Below are 17,285 nucleotides of genomic sequence, written 5' to 3' on the forward strand. Positions count from 1 at the left end.
GTATGGCTCTTCACCTGTGGAAGCAGCGCTACACCAAATTTTGCATCCGCCTGTGAATTTTTCTGACTTCAAGTAGTCACTCAGGATTTGAAAGTGATGACCTTCCCTAAAGAACGAGGTCAAATTCGTAGTCAGCGCGTTTACGAACTCTTGCCATTCTGGCCCCTCAGTTGACTCAAGCCAACGGAGGTAGTCCTTAAAACTCTGGTGCCCCGTCTCTCTTAGCCGTCTCGATAGCCGGCTGTACACCATTGCATGCTTACCATCATGCAAGCTAATGCCCGCCCTTTGATAAATCAGCTTTTGAACATGTTCAAAGTCGGAGTTCGTCCAAACAAACTCCCTACCTTGCATGTCGTCTGTCGAACTAGATGCCATCAATAGCCTTCAACAGTGAACGCAATGGTAATCAAGCAAAGAAAGTCTTCAGCTAATCCGAACTCATTCAGACATTGAGACTAGCCCCATCTCTGGAGCGGACATCAGTTTCTCTATGTCCAACAAAATCAACATGCGATCGCCAACAGACCCCAAACCTAGAACTGCAGAACTGTCAATCACACTTTCGATATCTGGTGCAGCCTTCAAACTCTCGGGAGGTAGTTCCATCACATCACTTACAGAATCAACAACGATACCTACGATTCGATTACGCAAGTTTAAGACGATGACGACCGTAAAAGAGTTGTATTCTGATTTCGCACAATTGAACTTCAATCGCATATCCACGATTGGAACAATTGTTCCGCGCAAATTCACAACGCCCTTGATGAAACTGGGAGCATTTGCAACTCGCGTCGGAGGTTCATAGCCACGTATCTCTTGGACCTTCAATATGTCAATGCCGTACTCCTCTTGATCCAAGCGAAAGGTCAAATACTCGCGCGCACCACTGGTGGTTAGATCATTCAGTTTTTCCATCATTCCCATGAGAAACTCCTAGAGCAGCATTTCAATGACGTGACCGGCGCACAAGTGCACCAGTATCGAGAATGAGCGCGACCTTCCCATCTCCCAGAATCGTAGCTCCGGAAACGTTAGGCACCTTCCGATAGTTAGACTCAAGGTTCTTGACAACAACCTGTTGTTGTCCAAGAAGTTCATCCACCAAAAGTGCAACTCGGCTACCGTCAGCCTCAACGACAACCATGATGTCACTGGACTTTTCAAAGTCGAAGCGAGGGATTTGAAATACCTTCTCCAACTCAATCACGGGCATGTACTCATCGCGCACCTTTACGAGCTGAGACCCCTGCCCCACTGTGCTTACAGCATCTGCCTTCACCTGAAAAGACTCAATAACAGAGGAGAGTGGAAGTATGTACACCTCTTCACCCACTCCAACTGACATGCCATCCATGATGGCTAGTGTGAGTGGCAAGCGTACAGACACCTTCATGCCGTAACCTTCAGCGGAGTCGATATCCACAGTGCCGTTCAACGCGGTGATGTTCTTCTTCACCACATCCATGCCGACTCCGCGACCAGAGACATCCGTAACGACGGCTGCAGTTGAAAAGCCGGGCGCAAAGATTAGTTGCCAAACCTCTGCGTCAGACATTTGATCTGAAACGTCAATTCCACGCTCTCTGGCTTTATTTAAAATTTTCGTACGTGAAAGTCCTCGGCCATCATCACGCACTTCTATCACTATGGATCCGCCTTGGTGCGAGGCCGACAAGGTAATCGTGCCGGACTCTGACTTGCCAGCAGCTATGCGCTCAGCCGGCATTTCGATACCATGATCACAACTGTTGCGAACAAGGTGGGTCAATGGATCGGTGATTTTCTCGACCAATCCTTTGTCTAACTCAGTAGCTTCACCTTGGGTGACGAACTCGACTTTCTTGCCCAGCTTACCGGCCAAGTCACGCAACATGCGGGGAAACCGACTGAAAACGATCGACATTGGAATCATCCGAATCGACATTACAGACTCTTGAAGATCCCTGGTATTTCGGTCCAGATCCGCCAATCCGGTTAATAGCTGCTGATAGACAGCAGGATCCAGTGCTCTGCTGTTCTGAGCAAGCATTGCTTGAGTGATTACAAGCTCTCCAACGAGGTTGATCAGCTGGTCAACCTTGCTGATCGCAACCCGAATAGTGGCAGCTTCAGGCTGAACCACGGCTGCCGGATTAACTTTTGCGGGGACCTTCGCAACGGTTGCGACCTCTTGCGCAACGGATGGAGCCGTTATTTGCTCTGCCGCAACACCGGGCGCTCCGGGAGAACCATCAAAGAATCCGAATCCAGCCTCCGGAGCCACCTTCGTTTCGGGGGTGACTCCAGCCACAGCAGGGGCCCCAGCAGCGCCATCAAAGAAGCCGAAACCTGGATCCGCACGTGGCTGCTCTCCATTAATCTCAATTTGAACTTTTTCTCTGGAAACATGGAAAGCGAACAGATCCAGCAACTCCTCATCAGTAGAAGATGTTCCTGCTTGGAAAACCCGGAATCCAGCTTTAGGCGACACAACAGGCGTGATTTCACCAAGCCCTGGAATGTCCCGAAAAAGCTCTTGTATGGCATCCGCTTGTTCAGGCTTGTCCAATGGCCCCACAGTAATTTGGAGACTACGCGGACCAGGTAAGTTTGCTTTGCTAACTGAGGCTTCCTGCTTTGGCACTACTGGCGCAGCGGCTGGTCTCTGGACTTCCAAAGTTCCGCCTGCTGCCAATACGCTGATACGTTTGACCAAGTCGGCCGTCGGGAGAGCCTCACCCTCATCACCGGCTTGATGACGCGCCAACAAGCTACGCGAGGCATCAGCAGACTCCAAAAGCACGTCGACCATTGCCGCTGTAGGCTGCAATTCATGCCTACGAAGCCTGTCTAGCAAAGACTCCATCTGATGCGTTAGTTCAGCAACGTCAGCAAACCCAAATGTCGCGGCCCCTCCCTTGACAGAGTGCGCGCAGCGGAAAATTCCATTCAGTTCTTCGTCATCCGCTGTTTCCAGATTCAGGTTGAGGAGCATTTGCTCCATCTGATCCAAGTTTTCGCCCGCTTCTTCAAAAAAGATTTGATAAAACTGACTCAGATCGAAATCACCACCAGCTCCACCATCTTGATGCGTCTCGGCCATGCCTATCTCCTATTATTGAGAATCCAACGACGTCCCATCCAATCTAGCGGATGACCTTTTTGATAACGTCCAGAAGCTTCGCCGGGTCAAAGGGTTTTACCAGCCAACCCGTTGCCCCCGCTGCACGGCCGGCCTGTTTCATCAGATCACTCGATTCTGTAGTCAACATAAGAATCGGCGTTGTTTTGAACTGAGGATGCTCCCGCAACTTGCGAGTCAACCCAAGACCATCGAGTCTGGGCATATTTTGATCCGTCAAAACCAAATCGAATGTCTGCGTTTGCGCTTTTTCGTACGCATCCTGACCATCCACAGCTTCCACGACTTGATACCCCGCACCGGTTAGGGTGAAGGAAACCATCTTTCGCATGGAGGGGGAATCGTCAACAGCAAGTATTAAAGGCATGAGAGGCTCCGATAAAACGCAGGGGAAGTTGTGGTTTAGGTTAGAAAAGCTCAATGGACCCGGCGTCCATTTCATCTTGGGTAACTGGATTGGGACGTTCCGGCACTTCTTCAACGAAGGGCACCGCCTCACCGTCTTCGCTACCCATCGACTCAGATGCTAGCCGGTAGGCACAACCTTGCAAGATTTTCGAGGTGTGAACAATCAGCTGCGAGGCCATATCCTGGAATTGGAGCTCCGTTACCGCTGCGTGCAGCGCACTACGAACCCTGTCCAACTCTTCAGAGTGACCCAAAGCGGGCGATGACAGGTGAGCACTAGCGGTAGTAAACCGCTCCATGAGGTTTTCCATAGTGTGCGCCAACAATCCGTCAAGCCGCGTCAAGTCGTGCACAACAACTAGCAGGGAATCTTGCACTTCGGCGACCAACATTACAGGCAGCTGAACAGCCGGGGCAGCAGGTGGCGTCAACGATGGTTCCATTGTCATTCTTCCTCAGATGCCAGTCTTGTTCGCTATCCTACGCCGGATTCATGAGCTTTGAGTTAATCACGGAGCGTAGGTTAGCAGGATTCACGAATTTTGGGGAAAAATCAATTACTTTGACAGAAAAAAAATTTTAGGTTTCGCACTGGCAGCACATAATGAATCGCATGATAGCCCTGAAACATGAGTCCAATCCACTGGGTAACCCTGTAAAAGTACTGCACTTAGAGGATTCAGACGCCGACCACTTGCTCGTCAAGCGGGCACTAGAAGGCAGCGATCTTCGCTTCAGCATTGCGCGAGCCGATGACAAACAAAGCTTGCTTGCGTCTTTATTGGACCAAGAGTTCGACATAGTGCTCATGGATTACAGACTTCCCGGCTTTACTGCCATGGACGCTTGGGCCGAACTGTCAAAACTGAGCGCCACTCCGCCTTGCGTCATAGTTTCAGGTGCAATCGGTGAAGCAGCGGCTGTCGCAGCCATCCAGAGTGGAATCACGGACTATTTGCACAAAGACAAACTTAAGGAATTGGCAAGAGTCATTCTGCGTGCCCTAAAGCTGCACCAAAGCGAGAAAGAAAGACAGCGAACGGCCAACGCACTTGAAGAATCGGAGCGTCGCATATCTGAGCTCGCAAGGCATCTGCAAAGTTCGCTAGAGCAAGAACGCGCGGCCATTTCGAGGGAAATTCACGACGAAATCGGCGGGGCACTCGCCGCAATGAATCTCGATGTTGCCTGGATAAAGCGCCACACAGAATCCCCGGAAATACTCGAAAGACTCAGCGCCATACAGCAAATGGTGGGGCAAGCCCTTACCGCCACCCAACGCATCATGCAAAACACCCGTCCAGCGATACTTGATCAAGGCTTGGCAGCCAGCGTGCAATGGTTGAGCGAGGCCCACTCTAAACGCGTTGGACGTCGGGTACTTCTCAATTGCAGGCTGGATAACGACACCGCACTCAATGATGGCGCTCGGTTGACCGCATATCGGGTTGTTCAAGAATCGCTAACCAATATCGGCAAATATGCGCCAGCGGCTGATGTGTTGATAGACATCGCAGACGGGGGAGACGGACTCACCGTTGAAGTCTCCGACAATGGTCCCGGATTTGACATGACACGACTCCAAAAAACGGCTGGCTTCGGCCTCAAAGGGCTCAGCGAAAGAGCGAAAAACATTGGTGGTTGGCTTGATGTCAGCAGCACTCCGGGAAGGGGTACATCCATCACGTTGACACTGCCACTCCAGCCCCCCCCAACCAATCCGACAACGTCAAAAAATCCATGATCCAAGTCGTTTTGTGCGATGACCATGCAATGATCCGCAGGGGTATCCGTGACACACTCGTAGATTCAGGCGGGATAGAGGTCACCGGCGAGGCAGGCAGCTACCAGGAACTCAAAGAAACACTCAAATCCGCAGCCTGCGAGGTATTGGTACTCGACCTCAATTTACCTGGCCGAAGTGGGCTGGAGGTCCTTGCCGCGGTAAAGGAGTCTCACCCCCATGTCAGAACGCTCATCGTCTCCATGTTCGCAGAAGACCAGTACGCCATAAGATGCCTCCGAGCCGGGGCATCTGGCTATTTGAATAAGGCCGGTGATCCTGCAGACTTAGCGAAGGCGGTCCGCACCATTCATTCCGGCCGGAAATTCGTAACACCGGAAGTTTCAGAGATGCTGATCAATCAACTCGCAACCCCCAGCGAAGAGACTCTGCACTCTAGGCTCTCCGAGAGAGAGCTCCAGACACTGATTAAAATTGCTTCAGGCAAAAAACTCTCGGACATAGCGGAAGAGCTCATGCTCAGCCCTAAAACCGTTAGCGTTTATCGCGCACGATTGCTAGAAAAACTTGCGCTGAGCAACAATGCAGAACTGACTGTGTATGCCATTCGCAATGCCCTCGTCTAGGCCTTAGCTGGATACGAAAAGTCCGATCACCCTACCCATCAAAGCGGTAAACGGTTGGTCCAGCATGGGCAGCGTCACGGCGATTCCCACAATGCCGACGACGAGTGTGATGGGAAAACCAATGGCAAATATGTTCATTTGAGGCGACACGCGCGAAATAATCCCCAGAGCCATGTTGGTGAATAGCAGGATGCCCACCATGGGCAGCGCAATCCAAAGGGCACTCGCAAAGACTTCTGCCCCCAGTTTTTGAAGTTGCATGGCGGCCAATGCATCCAAAAAATTTGGCGACACAGGGAAAGCGACAAAACTCTGCGTGACTGCCATCATCACCATCAGGTGGCCATTCATCACCACAAAAAGCAAGGAAGCCATCTGCGCAAAAAATCTCGCAACCGCACTGGACTGTGTGTTCATGGAGGTATCAAAAAAAGCAGCGAAGTTCAACCCCATCTGGAAACCAACCACTTCGCCTGCTAGCTCAACAGATGAGAACACCAGGCGAACGGCAAAGCCAATCGATAAACCGATAACGACTTGCTGAATGACGACTGCAAGCGCAGCGGGATCATTGAACGAAATGACGGGCGCATCCGGCAGGCTGGCCTGAATGGCCAAGGCCACCAGAAGCGATAAACCGATCTTTGCCCGCATCGGAAAAGCTCTGGAAGAAAGTACCGGCGCAGACGTAAAAACGGCCAAGACTCTCAGGAAAGGCCAGAGTATGGGTGAAAGCCACTGGGCAATCTGGGCTTCATCAAAAGAGATCACAGGACCACTCTGTCACACCACAGAGGCAGGAATGGCTTCCAGCATTCGACGGATGTACTCCACCAACATAGTCAGCATCCATGGACCAGCAATCGCAAACACGGCGATCACCGCCACCAATTTGGGGACGAATGCTAGAGTCGCCTCATGGATCTGGGTGACCGCTTGAAAAAGGCTGACCAACAAACCGACCACAAGGGCAGCTCCTAGCACCGGAGCTGACACCATCAAAAGCATCAACAAGGCCTCTTGCCCCATGGTTAAAACGGTTTGCGCGTTCATGGTCGATACCTCAGGTTACAAAACTTGCAGCCAACGAACCAATCAGAAGGTTCCAGCCGTCGGCCAATACGAAAAGCATGAGCTTGAATGGCAGCGCGACCAACACCGGGGACAACATCATCATGCCTAGCGACATCAATACGCTGGCAACCACAATATCAATGACCAGGAACGGGATGAAAATCATGAATCCGATCTGGAACGCTGATTTCAACTCACTGATCACAAACGCCGGCACCAACACCCGAATGGGGGCCGTGTCCGCCTTCATGTCCGGCGGAAGCTTCGCAAGCTTTGCAAAAAGCGAAAAGTCCGACTGGCGTGTCTGCTTCACCATAAAACTTCGGATGGGAACCTCTGCTTTTTGAAGCGCCAGATCGAACGACATCGTGCCCTGTGAATAAGGCTGGTAGGCATCGGCGTAAATCCGATCGAAGGTGGGCCCCATGACAAAAAAAGTCAAGAACAGGGACAAGCCAACAATCACTTGATTAGGCGGGGCTGATTGGGTCCCTAAAGCCTGACGCAACAAGGACAAGACAATCACGATGCGGGTGAAACCCGTCATCATCAACAGCACAGCGGGTATAAACGAGAGTGCAGTGAAAAACAGAAGTGTCTGTATCGGCACAGAGAAATTGACGCCGCTCTCCCCTGTCCCTACCAATAAAGGTAATTGACCGGGAGTCTGTGCAAATGCCGAAGCGGAGGCAAGCAAAGCAACCAAGCCGAGTGAAGCCACGCCCCACTGACGAATGACCAAAGAGGAAACACCGGTCATTTCAAGAAATCCTTCCCGGAACCGTGGGAATTTCCATCGACTCCTGAGACTCAACCGGTGCAGTAGCAGTGTGCAGGCATTGAATTCCGTTCGCACTCACACCCAAAGTCAACCAGACTCGGTTGTGCATGGGGCCCACTTCAACGGTAACAACCCTTTGGTGCGGACCAACAGCAACAGCCGATACAAAGCGGCTCTGAGCCCCACCCAAGCGGGAAGACGAGGGAACACGGGCTTTCAGCCAACGGATCAAAAAGGGAACGCAGGCCAGCGCAATAAGGAAAAGGATGACAGGTAAAAGTTGCAATGACATCGGCAGCAGCCGTTTAGTTTCTACTGACCCGCTTCAACCGTTCGGACGGCGTCACGACATCCGTCAATCGTATACCGAACTTGTCATTGACCACGACGACCTCACCCTGGGCGATCAAATATCCATTGACCAGAACATCCATGGGCTCCCCCGCAAGCGCATCCAGCTCAACGACTGAGCCCTGCCCCAACTGCAATATGTGTTTGATGGGCACTTTGGTGCGTCCCAGCTCAACGGAGAGCTGAACCGGTATGTCCAACACCATGTTGATGTCGTTGACATGCCCATCGCCACCCGAGGTAAACGGCTTTGGCGTGTCCCCGGAAAGCGGCCCGCCGGGAGCGGCATCTCCCACACCATCGCTAGCTTTTTGCTCAAGGAGCGCTTCCGCCCAATCTGCCATCCCGTCATCGGCAGCACCTTGAACTTCGTCGGGTTTATCTTCAGATGCCATTGCGTTCTCCCAACCAGTTTTGGTCATTGCCACGAAGTGCTTTTTCAATGCGTATCGCGTACTTCGAATTGTGAGTGCCGTACTGACACTCGAAAATCGGCACACCATCTACGGTGGCCTGAATTCTGGGTGCACGGTCCAGTTCAATAAAGTCGCCCTTTTTCATACCCAAGAGCTGCTCAACAGTAGCATCCGCACGGGCCAGCTCGGCAACGATAGTGACTTCTGCTGCTTGAATTTCACGGGTAAGCACATTCACCCAACGGCGGTCTACCTCAATGGAATCCCCTTGCGTGGAGGAATACAGAACATCCCGGATAGGCTCCAGCGTTGAATACGGGAAACTGAAATGAATGGCTCCCGTGATATCTCCGATTTCCAGCTGGAAAGAGGTGGAGATCACAATTTCACTGGGCGTTGCAATATTCGCGAATTGGGGCTGCATCTCCGAGCGCTGATACTCCAGTTCTAGAGGGTAAATGCCCTTCCAAGCCTTTTTGTATTCCGTGGTGATCACATCAACCAGGCGGTTGATCACCCGTTGTTCTGTGGCCGAAAAGTCGCGCCCTTCAATACGCGTCTGGAACTTTCCGATGCCACCGTACAAGGTATCAATAACGCCAAAAACCAGTGCCGGCTCGCAAACCACCAATCCACTACCACGCAAAGGACGAATCGCCACGATATTGAAGTTGGTGGGCACAGCCAATTCACGCAAAAACGCGCTGTAACGCTGCACCACTACCGGACCGACAGAAATTTCCGGGCTACGGCGAATAAAGTTGAACAACCCGACCCGCAAATTCCGGGCAAACCGCTCATTCACGATTTCCATCGTAGGCATGCGCCCACGAACGATTCGCTCCTGGCTGGAGATGTTGTAAGCACGAACTTCACCGTGCTCCGCTGCCTCTTCTACGGTCTTCTGGCTCTCGCCAGTAACGCCTTCGAGAAGGGCATCAACTTCTTCCTGGGAAAGAAACGATTCGCTCATAACAAGCCCGCAGTTCCTTTACTGGACGATAAAACTCGAAAACAAAACACCAGTGACAGGGTACTCCACCTGCACCGCTTTCTTCTTTTTCTTCTTGGAAGTGGATTCTTCTTCCTCTTCACCACCACCAAAAGGCACCGAGGCCGCCTTCAATATGTCCTCCACCAGCTTCTCTTTGCCCTCTGCCTTGAGAAGCTCATCCGCAGTCCGCTGGGAAATCAACATCAACACGCTGCTGCGGATGGTCGGCAGATAAGCTTTGACTGAGTCCGAAGCCTTGGCATCAATCACCTCCAAGGTGATACCAATCTGGGCCACACGCTCACCGCCCGGGTCCGCCAAATTGACCACCATGGAATCCATGGGAAGGTACACCGGAGGTGTTTTGGGGGCAGCATGCGCTGCAGCCTTGGGAGGCGGAGCCGCTTCCTCACCGTCTTCCGCGGCTGCATGCTTTTTGCTGATAAAGAAAAAGGCACCACCACCACCCAAGACCAGCACAAGCACAGCCGCCAAAATGATGATCAGCATCTTCTTGCTCTTGGCCGGCGGTTTGGCGGCATCTGCCGCTTCAGGTTTTGCTGACACGTGACTACCTCGAATGTGTGAAGTTAAGGGGATTATTCATGGCTCCATGAGCGCATAAGCATGAATAAGGGGGATTATTCATTTCCACCTGTCATTTTCACCAAGCCCACTTACACAAACAGGTCAATCGATCGTCCTGAGGTTCCCGTTCTGGAAACGCTTGGGGCGGACTCAGCTGCAGCCTCCACCGTCCCGACTTTCCAACCGAAAGGTTTGCCGCCAGAGCCTTGGCGCTGCGAGTCGCCCGAATTCGAGGTACCAACCGACACCCCGGACAACACCACCCCCTGGCGACTCATGGCATCTTGCAATTGAGAACTGGCATTGGCAAGAGCCTCACGGGTCAAGGCCTCGTCAGAGCGGAAAACTACCGTGGCTTCTTTGCCCTGCATTGAAATACTCACCTCGACAGGGTTTGCACCCAAACCATCCAGTGTCATCTCCGCTTTTTGTACATCTTGGCTGATCCAATAGCTGACCTGCTCGGCATATTGCCCATCGGCACCGGCGGTTGCAGCTCCGGCGACAACGCCGTCTACGCCCATGGCGCCACCGGCGCCCTGAGGCGCAGCCCAATTCTGCGCAGACACCTCGTTCGAGGTCACCCGGGGATTCACTTGGAGTTCCGGCGAACGTTCCCGGCTAGAACCCAAGGCCAATGTGCTGCCCTCTGGAGCTTTGGTTAATGAAGCTGTGAGCTCTTGGACAAACTTGTGAATCCGCTCAGGAGTGGTTTCCTTGCTCGCTGCAGCTGTTGCTGCTGCACTTGTGTTCGCTGTCGAAGCGTCTGCCAACTCAGGCTGCGCGGCTTGGGCCGCTGCATCCAAAGCCACTTTGCCAGATTTGGCCTGCGGGGTGTTCAATGGCTTACCAAGCGCAGAATCCAGCGCAGCTTGCAGGGGCAAGGCACCATCCCTGCCCGCAGCTGACCCAGACTTGCCGCGAGCGACTTCAGCAGGTAAGGGAACCACCGTTACCGGCGCTGCAGCCACTTGCGCCAACAACAGTGCAGGATCCGGCAGTGTTGCGGACGCACCGTCCAGCGGTTTTTCCTGGAGAAGTATCAGGTCCGTTGGCACCAAGCTATCGGCAGCCGCATCCACTGGCGGGGCAATCGCCGCATCAATCGCCACAGGTGCCACTTCTTGGGCACAGGCTAACGCCGCCAAAAAACCTGTAGCGCTGTTCGCACTGCCACCTTCCGGCTTGTCGGTGCTTTTTTGCCCGGAACTGCCCTCGGCAGGTTTTGCGGATGCAGTAGCTTTGGGTGCGATTTCGATGGTCATCGTGCTTCACCTTGGGTTTGCTGAGCGCGGGTTCGCGCAAAAAGTTGGGCTGCCATTTCGTCCATCTGCGCCTGATCACGTCGCTGGGCAATGCGTTGCGCCTCAGCCCGTCGTTTCTTCAGCACGCTGTTCAATCCCGACAGGCGGCTTTCGGCTAGCTGAAGCTGTTGCTTTACGCCTTCGACATGGCGCTGCAAATTGGCGATCACGTCTTCTTGCATCGAAATGGCTTGCTGTAGCCGGCCACTGAACTGGTAGTGATGCTTGATCAACTCCACCGAGAGCCCCACTGAACCCGTGCTGACCCAACGGTGATCCGTGTCGCCGGCATAGGAGCACAACTGGTCCAACTGGCCCATCGCAGCTTGCACGTTCTGCTGGCTCTGTGCCAAAGCGCGAATGACCTCATCCCGCTTGCGCTCGGCCATCGAGATTGCCAGCAAAAGGCCGGATGAGTCAGCCATGCGAACCGCCGATCACACCGTATGTCATGGCAGCGCTTCCACCGAAGTACTCAGCGCCAACTGTGCCAGTGCCTGCTCCATGGGAGCCGCTTCCAGCATGTCCTGCTGCAAAAACTGGATCATGCCGGGTTGCAGAGCAATGGCCTCGTCCAGCACGGGGTCCGAGCCCGGCGCATACGCACCGATCTGAACCAAGTCCCGACCCTTCTGGTACTTGGAATAGAGGCTGCGGAAACGCCGCGCCTGCTCAAAATGCCCGCGATCCACCACGTTGTGCATCACCCGCGAGGCCGATTGCTCGACATCAATCGCGGGGTAATGCCCGGACTCGGCCAAGGATCGCGACAGCACAATGTGCCCGTCCAGAATGGCGCGGGCCGCATCTGCAATCGGGTCCTGCTGATCGTCACCTTCAGACAGCACGGTGTAAAAAGCGGTGATGGACCCCACGCCGTTGAGACCATTGCCACTCCGCTCCACCAACTGAGGCAACTTGGCAAAGCAGGATGGCGGATAACCCTTGGTTGCTGGCGGCTCGCCAATGGCCAAGGCGATTTCGCGCTGCGCCATGGCATAGCGGGTCAGCGAATCCATCAGCAGCAGCACATGCTTGCCCTGGTCACGGAAGTACTCGGCGATCGCAGTAGCGTAAGACGCTCCTTGCATGCGTAACAGGGGTGGTGCATCCGCAGGAGCAGCAACCACCACAGAACGTTGCCTGCCATCGACACCCAAAATGTCTTCGATGAATTCTTTTACTTCTCGGCCGCGTTCGCCGATCAGACCGACGACGATGACGTCCGCCTGGGTGTAACGGGCCATCATGCCCAGCAACACGCTTTTGCCGACGCCGGAGCCGGCAAACAAGCCCAAGCGCTGGCCACGGCCCACTGTCAAAAGGGCATTGATGCTGCGCACGCCGGTATCCAGCGCTTCACGCACAGGCGCGCGGTCCATGGCATTGATCGGTTTACGGTCAAGGACACGGGCAGACACATCGGCCAAAGGCCCCATGCGATCCATGGGGAAACCTTGCGAATCCACCACACGCCCCAGTAGCCCATCACCCAAGGGCAAGCGCAGCATGCCTGCGGATGCTGCATCTGCAGGCACCGTCTTTTCGCCCAGGCGAGGCACGGGCACAAACGCAGCGGCGGCTGCCACACCGGCGCCACTGGAGAGGCCATGCACATCGCCGGCCGGCATCAGGTAAGCGCGGTCACCCGAGAAACCGACGACTTCCGCCAACACAGGCTCACGTGCCTTCATGGTGACCACACATTGGGAACCCACGGGCACCCGGATGCCACTCGCCTCCAACACCAAGCCCGTCAGTTTGGTCAACGTACCACGCACTTCCAGCGATGACTCTTCACCCACGGCAGCACGGGCCTGGGCCAGGTAATCCGCCCATTTGGCGGGAGCCGTGGAGGGGGTGGACTCAGGTGTTTGCATCTGCATCTTCCCAAGGGGCCTCCAGGCCCAGGGTGGCTACCGTTTTGCGCCAGCGTTGCTCTACGGTGCCATCCACCACCGTGCCGGCCGCCTCCACCAGGCAACCGCCGCGGCTGATTGCACTGTCAGGCAGCATCGTCAGAGACAGGTTGGAAAACTCCTGCCGCAACACTTCAGACAACACTTCCACATCCAGCGGATTCATGCGCACAAGCGCTGCCTTGCTATCAATGGCCAACACACTCAGCGCTTCGCGCACCACCGGTTGCAGGGCGTTCGGGTTGCTGGACATTTCATGCCGCAACACCTGGCGGGCAATCTCACAAGCCAGCTCCAGCACACCCCGGGCCATCGCCTGCTCCGACTCGGCCAACTGCGCCTGCGCATTGGCAAACAGTTGCGCCATGGCTTCAGCGGCTACTTTGCCTTCGTTCGCAATGTAGTCATTGAGTTGGCGCTGGCCTTCCAACGTGGCTTGGGCGTGCCCTTGGGCATAGCCTTCCGCATAGCCTTGGGCATGCCCTTCCGAGAAGGAGGATTGGCGCACCAATGCCTCTTTGGCCTGCTCTTCTGCCAAGGCCTGGGCAGCCAACTTGGCGGCAAAACGGGCTGAAGATTTGTCTACATCACCAAAGTCCCAGTCAGTGACGGAACCAATCTCTTCACCAGGTATAAAGCGTGCTTGGTTGCGATTCATCAGACCATGGCGTCGTCGCCACCTCCACCGCCGATCACAATCTGGCCTTCGTCTGCCAAACGGCGCACGATCTTGAGAATTTCTTTCTGCTGGGCTTCCACTTCCGACAGACGCATGGGGCCGCGCGATTCCAAGTCTTCCTTGAGGGTTGCCGCCGCACGGGACGACATGTTGGCCAGAATCTTGTCCTTGAGCTCGGGCTGTGCACCCTTGAGCGCCACAATGAGCACATCTGAAGACACTTCCTTGAGCACCATCTGGATCGCCTTGTCGTCGAGCTTGTTGAGGTCGTCGAAGACAAACATCTTGTCCATGATCTTCTGGGCCAAATCCGCATCGTGGCTGCGGATGGACTCGATCACCGTGCCCTCAATGGCGGTACCCATCAGGTTAATCATCTCGGCCGCTGTCTTCACACCACCCAGAGAGGACTTGCGGATCTTGTCGCCACCGGCCAACACCTTGAACAGCACTTCATTCAAGTCCTTCAGGGCGGTAGGCTGAATACCTTCCATGGTGGCCACGCGCAGCATGACTTCATTGCGCTGGCGCTCAGTGAGATTCTTGAGCACATCCGCGGCTTGATCGTAGTCCAGGTGCACCAGGATGGCCGCGACGATTTGCGGGTGTTCGTTGCGCAGCAGCTCCGCCACTGACAGCGGGTCCATCCACTTCAGGCTTTCAATACCGGAGACATCGCCGCCCTGCAAAATGCGGTCAATCAGCAATGCGGCCTTGTCGTCGCCCAGGGCCAGCTTCAATACCGAGCGCACGTAGTCGCCTGAGTTGGAGACCAGCAAGCTCTGCGAGGCCGCTACTCCGGTGAACTTGTCCACTACCTCATCCACCTTTTCGCGGGTGAGTTGGGTAGTTTTGGCGATCGCCTCGCCCAGGCGCTGCACCTCTTTGGGCGACAGGTGTTTGAAAACCTCGGATGCCTCTGCTTCGCCCAGAGACATCATGAGGATTGCTGCGTCTTGGAGTCCGTCTTCGTTTGCCATGGTGGTATTTTGCGCCGCGCTTTACGCCGGTGCCTCTCCATTCATCCATGCTTTGACAATGTTGGCCACGGCAGCCGGATTGTCCCGGGTGAGCTTGCGGGCATCCTCCAGCCGCAACTCGCTTGGCGATGCAGGCTGTGTATCCGTGCCGGTACCGGGGCCTGTCAGCTGCGGACGCTCGGGCTGGTCGTTCTCGATCGCATCCAGCTGCGCCACTTCATTATTGTCCAGTGGCTCGGCCACCGGCGCGGGCTGGGTCAGTGCCTTCATCGCAGGGCGAATCACACCCAAGAGCACGAGTGCCGCCAGACCCAGCGTGCCCAAAGGCCAGGCCAGGCTGCGTGCCAGCTCCTGCACCTCAGGCTGGCGCCAGACAGGCGTGTCATTCACAACGGCCTTTTCGGGTGCGAAGGGCGCGTTAACCACATTCACCGAATCTCCGCGGTCCTGGTTGAAGCCCACCGTTTCGCGCACCAGCGCGGTCATCTTCTCCAACTGCGCCTCTGTCAGGGCCACACTGGTGGTCACACCCTTGGCATCGGTAACCGACTGGTTGTTCAGGACTACCGCCGCATTGATGCGCTTGATGGTACCTACCGCACCTTTGGTAACGCGAATGGTCTTGTCCACCTCGTAATTGATGATGGATTCTTTCTTGGAGGAGCTGTTGGCGGCACCTGCAGCCGTCTGGCCGTTGGCGGCCAATGCCTGTGGCTGGCCGTTGATAGGCGCGGCGGGCTGGGCGGGCGGCTGGTTGGTGGTGGCACCGGGCACGCCGGCTGGAGGCGTTGGCTGGGTGCCATTGGTGCTTTCCACCAATTGCTGGCTACGCACGGCGCCACTGTCAGGCGTCTGGTTAGGCTTGTGCGATTCGGTGGTGCTCTCGGTTTGGGAGAAATCCAGCTCCGCCGTCACCTGCGCCTTGACATTCTGCTTGCCCACCAGTGGCTCCAGCATGTCCAGGATGCGGCGGCTGTAGAGCTGCTCGATTTGTTGTACATACTGCAGTTGCTCGGCATCCACGCCGGCGGCCGCGTCGGGGTTGGCAGACAGGAGTTTGCCCGTGTCATCCAAGACACTCACTGCGCTCGGGTTCATCTCAGGCACGCTGGACGCCACCAAGTGCACGATGCCGGCCAATTGACCTTTATCAAGCGCACGGCCGGGATGCAAGCTCAACAACACGGAGGCTGAAGGTTTTTGCTGCTCCCGGAAAAAGCCATTCTGATTGGGAAGCGCCAAGTGCACCCTGGCGCTGGATACGGACGACAGCGCTTGAATGGATCGGGTCAACTCGCCTTCGAGCCCGCGCTGGAAAGTCAGCCGCTCCTGAAACTGGGTCATGCCAAAGCGATTGGCCTCCATCATTTCGAAGCCGCTCACAGAGCCTTTGGGCAGCCCCTGGGAAGCCAGCTTCAGCCGCACGTCGTGCACACGGTCTGCCGGCACCAGAATCGCGCCACCGCCCTCTGTATATTTGTAGGGCACGTTCATGGTGGTCAGCTGGGCAATCACGGCACCGCCGTCTTTGTCTGCCAGATTGGAATAAAGCACCCGCCATTCCGCTTGGCGCCCCATGACCAGGCCGACCACGGCAATCGCTACAAACAGGGCGATGCCCAAAGCCAATCGGATGCGCTGCCCCTGGTCCAGAGCCGTGAGGCGCTGTCCCAGGGTGGGGTTCACAGGAAGGGTGGCAACTGCGGGCATGTCTTGGTTTCCAGGGCTGGGGGCGGGCTTCTCCGCATGAATGGGGCTGATTATTCGACCCACCTTTCAAAACATTAGGGTAATAAGCCCCGGCTTTACCCACCAATTCAAAAAAATACGCATTCGAGTGGGGGCATAGGATTCGCGGCAACCCAACTTACAGGGAGACCAGCATGGATCTCAAGCTCACACCCGTCTCAATGCCCACTTCCATCCGCCCCTCTACCGGCATCAAACCCGGCGGGGCCAGCAGCGCCACCGGTGTGGGCGGCGGTTTTTCCGGGGAACTGAAAAATGCTCTCAGCTCCGTGAGCGCCGCCCAGAACGAATCCAGTCGCTTGCAGCGGGAAGTGCAAATGGAAAACCCCAAGGTCAGCCTGGAGGAAACCATGGTGGCCATCCAGAAAGCCCAGATCGGCTTCCAGGCCACTCTGCATGTACGCAACCGCATGGTCCAGGCGTACACCGACATCATGAATATGCAAGTGTGATTGATTTACTATCTTTTTGATAGCTACTTGCGCACATTGCGTGGGCGCCAAGTGCCAATTTCACTCACAAATACAAACTGTATGTCCAGCCAG

General features: G+C 55.2%; 21 protein-coding genes (1 of these 21 cut by a window edge). 3 read left to right on the forward strand and 18 right to left on the reverse strand.

Annotation, left to right across the window (positions count from 1 at the left end; all coding sequences use genetic code 11):
- The 5 genes from RAN89_RS00115 to RAN89_RS00135 form a co-directional block, all read right to left on the reverse strand.
- Positions 1–378, reverse strand: partial view of a CheR family methyltransferase gene (locus tag RAN89_RS00115; protein ID WP_313867692.1) — the 5' end (the start) only. Its footprint begins 459 nt before the window's first position; the window shows 378 of its 837 coding nt (coding positions 1–378); it begins with the start codon at positions 376–378; the stop codon falls past the left edge of the window.
- A 63-nt stretch (positions 379–441) separates the two neighbouring features.
- The gene (locus RAN89_RS00120) at positions 442–930 is read right to left on the reverse strand and encodes a chemotaxis protein CheW (RefSeq protein ID WP_313867693.1); all 489 of its coding nucleotides are present in this window, start codon (positions 928–930) and stop codon (positions 442–444) included.
- A gap of 22 nt (positions 931–952) precedes the next feature.
- The gene (locus tag RAN89_RS00125; protein WP_313867694.1) at positions 953–3,088 is read right to left on the reverse strand and encodes a chemotaxis protein CheA; all 2,136 of its coding nucleotides are present in this window, start codon (positions 3,086–3,088) and stop codon (positions 953–955) included.
- 43 nt (positions 3,089–3,131) lie between these two features.
- The gene (locus tag RAN89_RS00130; protein ID WP_087495195.1) at positions 3,132–3,494 is read right to left on the reverse strand and encodes a response regulator; all 363 of its coding nucleotides are present in this window, start codon (positions 3,492–3,494) and stop codon (positions 3,132–3,134) included.
- 40 nt (positions 3,495–3,534) lie between these two features.
- Positions 3,535–3,978, reverse strand: coding sequence for a hypothetical protein (locus tag RAN89_RS00135; RefSeq protein ID WP_313867695.1), 444 nt, complete (start codon positions 3,976–3,978; stop codon positions 3,535–3,537).
- Positions 3,979–4,139: 161 nt separating this feature from the next.
- Here RAN89_RS00135 and RAN89_RS00140 point away from each other — a divergent pair, with 161 nt between their 5' ends.
- Both RAN89_RS00140 and RAN89_RS00145 read left to right on the forward strand, forming a co-directional pair.
- Positions 4,140–5,279, forward strand: a complete 1,140-nt coding sequence (locus RAN89_RS00140; RefSeq protein ID WP_313867696.1) for a hybrid sensor histidine kinase/response regulator — start codon at positions 4,140–4,142, stop codon at positions 5,277–5,279.
- Entirely contained in the window at positions 5,276–5,905 is a 630-nt protein-coding gene (locus tag RAN89_RS00145) for a response regulator (RefSeq protein ID WP_313867697.1), read from the forward strand. Before RAN89_RS00140 ends, RAN89_RS00145 begins: the two co-directional genes overlap by 4 nt.
- A gap of 3 nt (positions 5,906–5,908) precedes the next feature.
- Here the strand turns inward: RAN89_RS00145 and fliR are convergent, their stop codons facing one another.
- The 13 genes from fliR to fliF all read right to left on the reverse strand — a co-directional run bounded on the left by fliR (position 5,909) and on the right by fliF (position 16,701).
- Positions 5,909–6,676 (reverse strand): flagellar biosynthetic protein FliR, encoded by a 768-nt coding sequence (fliR, locus tag RAN89_RS00150; RefSeq protein WP_313867698.1) that lies wholly within the window; start codon positions 6,674–6,676, stop codon positions 5,909–5,911.
- Between the two features lie 12 nt (positions 6,677–6,688).
- Positions 6,689–6,958 (reverse strand): flagellar biosynthesis protein FliQ, encoded by a 270-nt coding sequence (gene fliQ, locus RAN89_RS00155; protein ID WP_313867699.1) that lies wholly within the window; start codon positions 6,956–6,958, stop codon positions 6,689–6,691.
- A 10-nt stretch (positions 6,959–6,968) separates the two neighbouring features.
- A complete protein-coding gene (gene fliP / locus RAN89_RS00160) occupies positions 6,969–7,739 on the reverse strand; it encodes a flagellar type III secretion system pore protein FliP (RefSeq protein WP_313867700.1) in 771 nt (256 codons plus the stop codon).
- A 1-nt stretch (position 7,740) separates the two neighbouring features.
- Positions 7,741–8,052 (reverse strand): FliO/MopB family protein, encoded by a 312-nt coding sequence (locus RAN89_RS00165; protein WP_313867701.1) that lies wholly within the window; start codon positions 8,050–8,052, stop codon positions 7,741–7,743.
- Between the two features lie 13 nt (positions 8,053–8,065).
- Positions 8,066–8,506 carry a flagellar motor switch protein FliN gene (gene fliN / locus RAN89_RS00170; RefSeq protein WP_313867702.1) on the reverse strand — a complete coding sequence of 147 codons (441 nt, stop codon included), beginning with the start codon at positions 8,504–8,506 and terminating at the stop codon, positions 8,066–8,068.
- On the reverse strand, positions 8,496–9,500 hold the full coding sequence (gene fliM / locus RAN89_RS00175; RefSeq protein WP_087495204.1) for a flagellar motor switch protein FliM: 1,005 nt from the start codon (positions 9,498–9,500) through the stop codon (positions 8,496–8,498). Before fliM ends, fliN begins: the two co-directional genes overlap by 11 nt.
- An 18-nt stretch (positions 9,501–9,518) precedes the next feature.
- On the reverse strand, positions 9,519–10,088 hold the full coding sequence (locus tag RAN89_RS00180; protein WP_313867703.1) for a flagellar basal body-associated FliL family protein: 570 nt from the start codon (positions 10,086–10,088) through the stop codon (positions 9,519–9,521).
- 110 nt (positions 10,089–10,198) lie between these two features.
- Complete coding sequence (locus tag RAN89_RS00185) at positions 10,199–11,374, reverse strand: flagellar hook-length control protein FliK (RefSeq protein ID WP_313867704.1); 1,176 nt, start codon at positions 11,372–11,374, stop codon at positions 10,199–10,201.
- Positions 11,371–11,838 carry a flagellar export protein FliJ gene (gene fliJ, locus RAN89_RS00190; RefSeq protein ID WP_313867705.1) on the reverse strand — a complete coding sequence of 156 codons (468 nt, stop codon included), beginning with the start codon at positions 11,836–11,838 and terminating at the stop codon, positions 11,371–11,373. Before fliJ ends, RAN89_RS00185 begins: the two co-directional genes overlap by 4 nt.
- A gap of 24 nt (positions 11,839–11,862) precedes the next feature.
- Positions 11,863–13,293, reverse strand: coding sequence for a flagellar protein export ATPase FliI (fliI, locus tag RAN89_RS00195; RefSeq protein WP_313867706.1), 1,431 nt, complete (start codon positions 13,291–13,293; stop codon positions 11,863–11,865).
- The gene (locus RAN89_RS00200; protein ID WP_313867707.1) at positions 13,280–13,990 is read right to left on the reverse strand and encodes a FliH/SctL family protein; all 711 of its coding nucleotides are present in this window, start codon (positions 13,988–13,990) and stop codon (positions 13,280–13,282) included. Before RAN89_RS00200 ends, fliI begins: the two co-directional genes overlap by 14 nt.
- Complete coding sequence (fliG, locus tag RAN89_RS00205; RefSeq protein ID WP_313867708.1) at positions 13,990–14,991, reverse strand: flagellar motor switch protein FliG; 1,002 nt, start codon at positions 14,989–14,991, stop codon at positions 13,990–13,992. Before fliG ends, RAN89_RS00200 begins: the two co-directional genes overlap by 1 nt.
- 21 nt (positions 14,992–15,012) lie before the next feature.
- Positions 15,013–16,701 carry a flagellar basal-body MS-ring/collar protein FliF gene (fliF, locus tag RAN89_RS00210; RefSeq protein ID WP_313867709.1) on the reverse strand — a complete coding sequence of 563 codons (1,689 nt, stop codon included), beginning with the start codon at positions 16,699–16,701 and terminating at the stop codon, positions 15,013–15,015.
- Positions 16,702–16,874: 173 nt separating this feature from the next.
- On the opposite strand from fliF, the gene fliE reads away from it, so the two are divergent.
- Positions 16,875–17,192 carry a flagellar hook-basal body complex protein FliE gene (gene fliE / locus RAN89_RS00215; RefSeq protein ID WP_198301932.1) on the forward strand — a complete coding sequence of 106 codons (318 nt, stop codon included), beginning with the start codon at positions 16,875–16,877 and terminating at the stop codon, positions 17,190–17,192.
- The last annotated feature ends 93 nt before the right edge of the window (positions 17,193–17,285 follow it).

The sequence above is a fragment of the Rhodoferax mekongensis genome (assembly GCF_032191775.1).
In the GTDB taxonomy this organism is placed as follows: Bacteria; Pseudomonadota; Gammaproteobacteria; order Burkholderiales; family Burkholderiaceae_C; genus Allorhodoferax; species Allorhodoferax mekongensis.

What these genes read in the sequence shown, in the direction of transcription:
- RAN89_RS00125 (WP_313867694.1), bottom strand. Translation starts at nt 3,088, where the DNA reads ATGGCCGAGACGCATCAAGATGGTGGAGCTGGTGGTGATTTCGATCTG.
- RAN89_RS00145 (WP_313867697.1), top strand. Translation starts at nt 5,276, where the DNA reads ATGATCCAAGTCGTTTTGTGCGATGACCATGCAATGATCCGCAGGGGT.
- RAN89_RS00185 (WP_313867704.1), bottom strand. Translation starts at nt 11,374, where the DNA reads ATGACCATCGAAATCGCACCCAAAGCTACTGCATCCGCAAAACCTGCC.
- RAN89_RS00200 (WP_313867707.1), bottom strand. Translation starts at nt 13,990, where the DNA reads ATGAATCGCAACCAAGCACGCTTTATACCTGGTGAAGAGATTGGTTCC.
- fliQ (WP_313867699.1), bottom strand. Translation starts at nt 6,958, where the DNA reads ATGAACGCGCAAACCGTTTTAACCATGGGGCAAGAGGCCTTGTTGATG.
- fliM (WP_087495204.1), bottom strand. Translation starts at nt 9,500, where the DNA reads ATGAGCGAATCGTTTCTTTCCCAGGAAGAAGTTGATGCCCTTCTCGAA.
- fliN (WP_313867702.1), bottom strand. Translation starts at nt 8,506, where the DNA reads ATGGCATCTGAAGATAAACCCGACGAAGTTCAAGGTGCTGCCGATGAC.
- fliJ (WP_313867705.1), bottom strand. Translation starts at nt 11,838, where the DNA reads ATGGCTGACTCATCCGGCCTTTTGCTGGCAATCTCGATGGCCGAGCGC.
- fliP (WP_313867700.1), bottom strand. Translation starts at nt 7,739, where the DNA reads ATGACCGGTGTTTCCTCTTTGGTCATTCGTCAGTGGGGCGTGGCTTCA.
- fliF (WP_313867709.1), bottom strand. Translation starts at nt 16,701, where the DNA reads ATGCCCGCAGTTGCCACCCTTCCTGTGAACCCCACCCTGGGACAGCGC.
- RAN89_RS00165 (WP_313867701.1), bottom strand. Translation starts at nt 8,052, where the DNA reads ATGTCATTGCAACTTTTACCTGTCATCCTTTTCCTTATTGCGCTGGCC.
- fliG (WP_313867708.1), bottom strand. Translation starts at nt 14,991, where the DNA reads ATGGCAAACGAAGACGGACTCCAAGACGCAGCAATCCTCATGATGTCT.
- fliI (WP_313867706.1), bottom strand. Translation starts at nt 13,293, where the DNA reads ATGCAAACACCTGAGTCCACCCCCTCCACGGCTCCCGCCAAATGGGCG.
- RAN89_RS00120 (WP_313867693.1), bottom strand. Translation starts at nt 930, where the DNA reads ATGGGAATGATGGAAAAACTGAATGATCTAACCACCAGTGGTGCGCGC.
- RAN89_RS00130 (WP_087495195.1), bottom strand. Translation starts at nt 3,494, where the DNA reads ATGCCTTTAATACTTGCTGTTGACGATTCCCCCTCCATGCGAAAGATG.
- fliE (WP_198301932.1), top strand. Translation starts at nt 16,875, where the DNA reads ATGGATCTCAAGCTCACACCCGTCTCAATGCCCACTTCCATCCGCCCC.
- RAN89_RS00135 (WP_313867695.1), bottom strand. Translation starts at nt 3,978, where the DNA reads ATGGAACCATCGTTGACGCCACCTGCTGCCCCGGCTGTTCAGCTGCCT.
- RAN89_RS00140 (WP_313867696.1), top strand. Translation starts at nt 4,140, where the DNA reads ATGAATCGCATGATAGCCCTGAAACATGAGTCCAATCCACTGGGTAAC.